Raw genomic sequence first — 5,414 nt, 5'->3', positions numbered from 1 at the left:
AGTCGTCATAAAAGTCATTGATGGCCAGGGTTTTTTGGAAGATGGTGCGGTTCTCGCGGCCCGGTTTGAGGGCCATGCAGGCGCTGTTGAGATGACACATATAGTTGCGCCCCACCTGATCACTGCGATTAGCAAGGCCTTGGGGATGCTGTTTGTTGGCAGAGGCGAGGAGGAGGGCGGCACTGTTGACGGCGCCAGCGGCGAGAACCACCAGGTGGGCACTGAAGCGACCCTGATCGGTTTCCACACTTTCCACGCGGTGGCCATCGCTGCTGGATTGCAGGTGGCGAACGCGATGCCTGGTGAGCAGGCGTACCCCGCTGTGTCGCAGAGCCGGGGCGATCCCGCAGACCTCCGCATCACCTTTGGCATGGAGCATGCAAGGGAAGCCGTCACAGGTAGGGCAGCGCACGCAGGGACTATGCTGGGGGTCGTCTTCCAGACGGTGGAGGGCCAACGGCAGGGGAAAGGGATGCAGGCCCATTTCGCGCAGGGCCTGATCGACCAGAGCTACGTCTTCTTCGTGCGGGAAGGGCGGATAAGGGTAGGGATTGCGTGGCGGCTCCGTGGGATCAGACCCGGCGGTGCCGTGGGTGAAATACCAGCCCTCGGCCTGATCGTAAAAGGGCGCGAGATCGGCATAGCTGATGGGCCAGGCAGGCGTCACTCCATCGCGGTGCTGGCGCGGGTGAAAATCTTTTTCCCGACGACGCAGTACCGCGGCGCCATAGAACTTGGTATTGCCGCCCACATGATAGCCAGTCACCGGTGAGAAAGGCTTGCCGTCCTGATCGCGCCATTGCTCGTCGGTGTGATAGCGATGTTCGGCAAAGACCGTCCTGGCGTCCCAGTTGCCCCATTCACGGGGCAGGTAGTCGCCGCGCTCCAGGATGAGGATGTTCAGACCCGCTTCGGCCAGAGCGCGGGCGATGGTGCCGCCGCCAGCGCCGCTGCCGATGATAATGACATCGGCGTCCATGATCAGCCGCCGTGGCGGAATTCAGGGTAAATCAGCATCCCGCCATCCACCGCGAGGGTGGTGCCGGTAATGTAACTGGCCAGATCACTGGCGAGAAAGGCCACCACATTGCCAATCTCTTCGGGCCTGCCAAGACGGCCCATGGAGATTTTCTCGTCCAGGTCTTTAAGGGATTGGGGGTCAGCCCAGACCGACTGATTGATGGGTGTCTGGATGGCGCCGGGAGCGATAGCCACCACCCGGATGCCCTTATCCGCCGTTTCCTGGGCGAGGGTCTTGGTGAACATGGACAAGCCTGCCTTGGCGCTGGTATAGGCACTGTAGCCTTCCCAGGGAATAAACTCATGCACGGAGGTGATATTGATGATCACCCCGCGTTTGGCCTTCTCCATGCGCGGAATGGCGGCACGGGCGCAATAGTAGGGACCCATGAGATCGACGGCGAGAACCTTTTCCCATACCAGCGGATCATCCTCGCCGACGCTGGCGCGCGGACCATCCATGCCGGCGTTGTTGACGAGGATGTCCAGGCCGCCGAAGACGGATTCAATTTCCTGCAGCATTTTCTCCACGGCCGCAGGATCAGACACATCGGCCTGAAAAGCCTGTGCTCTGCCGCCCAGTTTCTGAATGGCCGCGACCACCGCCTCGGCTTCGTCCAGACCTTTCCGATAATGCACCGCCACTCGTGCCCCGGCAGTGGCCAGCGTCTCGGCAATGGCGCGCCCGAGGCCGCCGCTCCCACCGGTGACCAGCGCGCACTGGCCCTGCAAGTCCAGATTGATCATGCATCACCTCCGATGATATCGATATGAAAATCTTCACCTTGCCAGTTGCCGCTGTCGCGCCAGTGGATGGTGAACTGCACGCTTTCCCCGGCCGATAATTTCTGTACCGGCAGGAAGGCGACGTGGCCGAGGCCCCAGTCTTCCGAGTCGGTGTCCTGTACCGATTGCCAGCCATTGCTGCCCCAATGCAGGGTGAAAGGCGCCTGCAGTAACACCCGCAACTCTTGTCCGGCGAGCAGTTGACGCGAGCGCTGACGCAGGCGCCAGAGCCGGTAGTCAATCTTCGGAACCTTACCCTGATAGCGCTTCCAGGTATTCGCCGGACGATCTATAGGCGTACCCTGCACAGCGCTATGGCAGAGTTTGACGAACTCGCTATGGGCCCAGACCAGAGGCATGGCCGAGCCGCTGGGGTGGCCGGGAAACAAGCCCTTTTCGGGTATGGCGGCCGTATCCCAGACTTGCTCCGGGAGCAAGCCACCCTTGCCGGTCATGGCCACCATGGCGTTGATGTAGGGCAGGACATCTTCCCCGGCGGCGAGGGCGTAATGACCCCTTTCACCTACCAGCAAGGGCCATCCACGGCCGATGCCAGTGCCATCGAATGGGCTGCCATCGGCGTGCTCTCCGTAACCATCCCCGTTGTAGCGGTGCCAGACCGGGCCGCTGGGGGTGTTGGTCTTGAGCACTCCGTCCATGACTTTAACCGACGCCACGATATGTGGGTCATCGGCCCTGCGCAGTCCGTAGCGCACCAGTTGCAGGAAATCATTGGCCACCTGTTCGCTGGCGGGCAGGTGGGGGTCGTGGGCGCGATTTTTGATGAGCACCCACTCATTTTTGGCGCCATCCTGCACCAGGACGTCCGCGGGGGTAATACGCACATAGTAGCCGGGCACCTGGAAGCGCTTCGCAAGGTCCGTGCCCTGCACGAAGGTCCACTCTTCCAGTCGGGCATTCCAGTAATCGGCCAGCATCAGGGCGCAGTCGCTGGCTTTGCCGCCGAGGAAGTCCGCGCCCTCGACCAGCGCGGCAATGGCGACGGCCAGGGTGAAGGGATTGACGCCGCCATCCTCTTCCCAGCGATCCTGCCCGGTCACGGGTCCTTCGTGGACGATGAAGTGCAGGGCACGGGTGATCATGTCGGTGACAGCGACATCGTTTAACGCCTTATACTGGCGCAGCAGCGAGGCCAGGAGCACGGGAAATCCGGTTTCATCCAGCTGCACACCCTGCCAGAAGGGTTTGCCGCCCAGCCATTGATTCTGCAACCAGTGACCGTCGGCTTGCTGGGTACTGATCAGGTAAGTGAGTACCTGTCGTGCCTCGGTCATGGCGCCCAAGGCCACCAACGCCCCGGCGCTTTCTACCAAATCCCGTGACCAGACCAGGTGATAACCACCACGACTGGCGCTGGCCTCGCCCCAGGGTATCGAGAGACTCGCGACCAGGGCACCGGGAAAGGTGCGGTCTTCATGCACCTTGAGGACAGTGGCCGAGCGAACATAGAGGGCGTTGGCCGCCGCGGGCAACTTGCTGGCGAAGCGGCGCGGGGTCGGATGGCGTTGGTGCCAGGCATCCCAGCCGGTACGGTAATTTGCAGCGCAACTCGGAAAGCCTTCAGCCAGGGAGGACCAGGCGTTGGTGGCGGCGGCTTCTTTGCTGGTGCCAAGACCCAAGGCCAGCGTGCCCTGCCGGGGCAGGCGACTGGCGAGTGCAACCTCACCCGGACCGGCCTCCTGATATTCCCACTGCATCAGCCCGTTCTGGTGAAAGTCCTGCCAAAGATCGCTGGTGCCCACCTCGCCCACTGAGCAGCATTCCAACGCCGGATAGCCGTCAGCGTTGCGACAGGCGAGGGCCAGTCCAAATGGTCCCTGTTCCGCCCAAAGTACCGATCGACCCTCCCAATCACCCACCCAGCCACGATTGTTTTCGGCATCTTCACCGAGACGGGCGGAGCAGAGCAGATAAGGCCGCAGCGCCGCATCACCCTCCAGCCAGAAGTCGAGTAGCAGTACATCGCGCTCCGGATCGGCGCAGATCTTCAGCGTAAAATCAAAGCGCTCATGATGATGGCGAATGACAGGCAGGGGAACGTGGGGATCATCCAACTCCAGTTGTGGTTCCGGCAGCGTTTTCAACTCCTGCCAGAATCCCTGGCCATCGGCGATGATAAAACCGAGGTCGCGGATCTGGGGGATGTCGATGCGAGGGTAAAATACTTCGGTGACGATACCCTTGCCGGTGGTGAACCAGAGTTTCCCATTGCCCAGCGCCGTGCCCACACAGGACTTTTGCGCGGTCGACCAGACGGGGTGGCGCCAAGTGGCGCGGGGCGCTTTGCTGACGTTATCCATGATCTGCTCCTGAGGTGGTGACTGTATTGCCCACGGCTATTCAGGGCGTCAGGTCCGGCCAGCCAGTCCGCCTGCAGCAGACCGCGCCGTTAATAGCCGTTGCCTGATGTCCCGTCCGCAGTCTATCCCGCAGTGTGTTTTGGTAATACCCCTGCTTCTTCCAGATAAGCCGGCAGGGTTGCCAAGACCCGGATGCCACGCTGTACATTGGGATCTTTGAGCATGTGGTAGAGTCCGGCGATGCCGCCCGCCTGGTCTTTGGGCTCATGTTCGGTGGCTTCGGCAAGGGCCTGAGTCATTGCCTTGCCGCCGTGCATCAGGCTGGCGACGAGAGCCGGGAGCGGACTGTTTCTACTGAGTTCGATGAACGGACCGATCAAGGACTCAATGTCGATGGTCTCCGTCATGAGCCCGATCTGACGGCTGATGTCGGCTACACGGTGCAGATTGCCGTCCTCCTGCAATTGCTTGAGCAGGCGCAAGGCTTCGACAATGGTGGTATCCGCCGAGGTCTCTTCCCAGAGGTCGCCGAGTTCCTTGAGTCTGGTCACCAGCGCGTTACCGGCCGGTCCCTTGAGGAAGGTCAGGACGTCATCCACGCGTGACAGCAGGTTGCCCAGCATGTGCAGTGCCGCCAGCCATTCGGCGACCGGGATGGTGTGCAGGGTTTCGAGAATTTTGGGTGCCAGCGGTGCCAGGAGTTGCAGGCTTTCGGTCACAAACGTGGCGTTTTCACTGATGAGTTTGAAGGTGCCAGCCTTGCGCAAGGCCTTCATGGTTTCCAGAATTTCCTCAATCCCGCCGTCCAGATCAAAGCGCTCGTTCCATTGACCGGCACGTAGTGCCATCTCCATGGGCAAGGTGCCCGCCGGGCCACCCATGAACTGCTCGGCGCCATTGGCGAGATCGCCCAGGCGGGCGAGCCCCACCCATTGCTCGGGGGTTAAAGAGGGGATAAAAGCGTCTTTCTGTTGTGCTGCCATGTGCTGTCTCCTTATGCTTTGCTCGCGGATCAACAGGGGGCCGTAGCCCCCTTGCGTCAGGCCGCGAAAAGTTTCTCGGCAAGCAGTTGAGAGGCATCCAACCCCCACTCCGGCATCTTGCCCTTATTCTTAAAGAAGAGGTTTTTGTAGTGCATCTTCAGCAGGAAGGGCATATGGCCCATTTTCAGGACCTGATCCGGACCGCCAAACCAGCTGTTGGAACGGATATAGAAGGCTTGGTTGTTGCCCATGTCACCGATGCAGTAGACCACGGGCTCCAACGGTTTGTCGGCTTCTGCCGCCG

General features: G+C 61.1%; 4 protein-coding genes and 1 pseudogene. All 5 read right to left on the bottom strand.

Annotated elements, in window-relative coordinates; all coding sequences use genetic code 11:
* Positions 1 to 979, bottom strand: a 979-nt coding sequence (locus M7F93_RS10900; protein ID WP_298173283.1) for a GMC family oxidoreductase N-terminal domain-containing protein, incomplete at its 3' end; no start/stop codon positions are given.
* Between the two features lie 2 nt (positions 980 to 981).
* A complete protein-coding gene (locus M7F93_RS10895) occupies positions 982 to 1,767 on the bottom strand; it encodes a glucose 1-dehydrogenase (protein WP_298173280.1) in 786 nt (261 codons plus the stop codon).
* Positions 1,764 to 4,127: a glycoside hydrolase family 15 protein gene (locus M7F93_RS10890; protein ID WP_298173278.1), complete on the bottom strand. Its 2,364-nt coding sequence runs from the start codon at positions 4,125 to 4,127 to the stop codon at positions 1,764 to 1,766. Before M7F93_RS10890 ends, M7F93_RS10895 begins: the two co-directional genes overlap by 4 nt.
* A 122-nt stretch (positions 4,128 to 4,249) precedes the next feature.
* The gene (locus tag M7F93_RS10885) at positions 4,250 to 5,110 is read right to left on the bottom strand and encodes a DUF1641 domain-containing protein (RefSeq protein WP_298173275.1); all 861 of its coding nucleotides are present in this window, start codon (positions 5,108 to 5,110) and stop codon (positions 4,250 to 4,252) included.
* Positions 5,111 to 5,166: 56 nt separating this feature from the next.
* Positions 5,167 to 5,414: pseudogene (locus M7F93_RS10880) on the bottom strand (pyridine nucleotide-disulfide oxidoreductase); the annotation flags it as partial.

The sequence above is a fragment of the Acidithiobacillus sp. genome (assembly GCF_027322205.1).
Classification (GTDB): Bacteria; Pseudomonadota; Gammaproteobacteria; order Acidithiobacillales; family Acidithiobacillaceae; genus Acidithiobacillus.
The sequence above is the reverse complement of the archived record's forward strand: the minus strand, read 5'-3'. Positions and strand labels throughout refer to the sequence as shown.

Excerpts from the sequence above, each read along its gene's own strand:
- M7F93_RS10895 (WP_298173280.1), bottom strand. The coding sequence starts at position 1,767 with ATGATCAATCTGGACTTGCAGGGCCAGTGCGCGCTGGTCACCGGTGGG.
- M7F93_RS10890 (WP_298173278.1), bottom strand. The coding sequence starts at position 4,127 with ATGGATAACGTCAGCAAAGCGCCCCGCGCCACTTGGCGCCACCCCGTC.
- M7F93_RS10885 (WP_298173275.1), bottom strand. The coding sequence starts at position 5,110 with ATGGCAGCACAACAGAAAGACGCTTTTATCCCCTCTTTAACCCCCGAG.